The following is a 2684-nucleotide window of genomic DNA, read 5'->3' as shown; positions in this document are numbered from 1 at the left end:
GTTCGGCGGCGTCCTACTCTCCCACAGGGTCCCCCCTGCAGTACCATCGGCGCTGTAAGGCTTAGCTTCCGGGTTCGGAATGTAACCGGGCGTTTCCCTCACGCTATAACCACCGAAACACTATGAAACTGTCGAACCTGCCGCACCACGCTCTGTGGGAACGTGGGGCTGTTCGTGGTTTCAGAACCAACACAGTGGACGCGAGCAACTGAGGACAAGCCCTCGGCCTATTAGTACCAGTCAGCTTCACCCCTTACAGGGCTTCCACATCTGGCCTATCAACCCAGTCGTCTACTGGGAGCCTTACCCCATCTAGTGGGTGGGAACACTCATCTCGAAGCAGGCTTCCCGCTTAGATGCTTTCAGCGGTTATCCCTCCCGAACGTAGCCAACCAGCCATGCCCTTGGCAGGACAACTGGCACACCAGAGGTTCGTCCGTCCCGGTCCTCTCGTACTAGGGACAGCCCTTCTCAATGTTCCTGCGCGCGCAGCGGATAGGGACCGAACTGTCTCACGACGTTCTAAACCCAGCTCGCGTACCGCTTTAATGGGCGAACAGCCCAACCCTTGGGACCGACTCCAGCCCCAGGATGCGACGAGCCGACATCGAGGTGCCAAACCATCCCGTCGATATGGACTCTTGGGGAAGATCAGCCTGTTATCCCCGGGGTACCTTTTATCCGTTGAGCGACGGCGCTTCCACAAGCCACCGCCGGATCACTAGTCCCGACTTTCGTCCCTGCTCGACCCGTCGGTCTCACAGTCAAGCTCCCTTGTGCACTTACACTCAACACCTGATTGCCAACCAGGCTGAGGGAACCTTTGGGCGCCTCCGTTACTCTTTAGGAGGCAACCGCCCCAGTTAAACTACCCATCAGACACTGTCCCTGATCCGGATCACGGACCCAGGTTAGACATCCAGCACGACCAGAGTGGTATTTCAACGGCGACTCCACCTGAACTGGCGTCCAAGCTTCACAGTCTCCCACCTATCCTACACAAGCCGAACCGAACACCAATATCAAACTATAGTAAAGGTCCCGGGGTCTTTCCGTCCTGCTGCGCGAAACGAGCATCTTTACTCGTAGTGCAATTTCACCGGGCCTATGGTTGAGACAGTCGAGAAGTCGTTACGCCATTCGTGCAGGTCGGAACTTACCCGACAAGGAATTTCGCTACCTTAGGATGGTTATAGTTACCACCGCCGTTTACTGGCGCTTAAGTTCTCAGCTTCGCACGCCCGAAAGCGCACTAACCGGTCCCCTTAACGTTCCAGCACCGGGCAGGCGTCAGTCCGTATACATCGCCTTACGGCTTCGCACGGACCTGTGTTTTTAGTAAACAGTCGCTTCTCGCTGGTCTCTGCGGCCACCCCCAGCTCGAGCAGCAAGTGCTCTCACCAGTGATGGCCCCCCTTCTCCCGAAGTTACGGGGGCATTTTGCCGAGTTCCTTAACCATAGTTCACCCGAACGCCTCGGTATTCTCTACCTGACCACCTGAGTCGGTTTAGGGTACGGGCCGCCATGAAACTCGCTAGAGGCTTTTCTCGACAGCATAGGATCATCCACTTCACCACAATCGGCTCGGCATCAGGTCTCAGGCACATGAACGGCGGATTTGCCTACCGTTCGCCCTACACCCTTACCCCGGGACAACCACCGCCCGGGATGGACTACCTTCCTGCGTCACCCCATCACTCACCTACTGCAAGTCTGGTCCGTCGGCTCCACCACTTTCCTTTCCCCGAAGGGTCCGGAACGGCTTCACGGACTTAGCATCGCCTGGTTCAGTGTTTGACGCTTCACAGCGGGTACCGGAATATCAACCGGTTATCCATCGACTACGCCTGTCGGCCTCGCCTTAGGTCCCGACTTACCCTGGGCAGATCAGCTTGACCCAGGAACCCTTAGTCAATCGGCGCAAACGTTTCTCACGTTTGTATCGCTACTCATGCCTGCATTCTCACTCGTGAACCGTCCACAACTCGCTTCCGCGGCTGCTTCACCCGGCACACGACGCTCCCCTACCCATCACAGCCGCCGTTGGGCGTATATGCTGCAATGACACGACTTCGGCGGTACGCTTGAGCCCCGCTACATTGTCGGCGCGGAATCACTAGACCAGTGAGCTATTACGCACTCTTTCAAGGGTGGCTGCTTCTAAGCCAACCTCCTGGTTGTCTGTGCGACTCCACATCCTTTCCCACTTAGCGTACGCTTAGGGGCCTTAGTCGATGCTCTGGGCTGTTTCCCTCTCGACCATGGAGCTTATCCCCCACAGTCTCACTGCCGCGCTCTCACTTACCGGCATTCGGAGTTTGGCTAAGGTCAGTAACCCGGTAGGGCCCATCGCCTATCCAGTGCTCTACCTCCGGCAAGAAACACACGACGCTGCACCTAAATGCATTTCGGGGAGAACCAGCTATCACGGAGTTTGATTGGCCTTTCACCCCTAACCACAGGTCATCCCCCAGGTTTTCAACCCTGGTGGGTTCGGTCCTCCACGACCTCTTACAGCCGCTTCAACCTGCCCATGGCTAGATCACTCCGCTTCGGGTCTTGAGCGTGCTACTCAACCGCCCTGTTCGGACTCGCTTTCGCTACGGCTACCCCACTCGGGTTAACCTCGCAACACACCGCAAACTCGCAGGCTCATTCTTCAAAAGGCACGCAGTCACGACTG

The 2684-nt window shown here is 57.0% G+C and carries 1 rRNA gene and 1 other annotated feature (1 of these 2 only partly in view); the gene reads right to left on the bottom strand.

What is annotated here, in order from left to right:
* A 5S ribosomal RNA gene (gene rrf, locus ACFWJX_RS40595) occupies positions 1 to 117 on the bottom strand.
* 93 nt (positions 118 to 210) lie between these two features.
* Positions 211 to 2684 (bottom strand) — a sequence feature (most likely nonfunctional fraction of RNA operon); it runs 1729 nt beyond the window's last position.

This window comes from Streptomyces sp. NPDC058335 (genome assembly GCF_042723915.1).
GTDB lineage: Bacteria > Actinomycetota > Actinomycetes > Streptomycetales > Streptomycetaceae > Streptomyces.
Note: the sequence above shows the minus strand (reverse complement) of the source record. Positions and strands in the feature narration are given on the sequence as shown.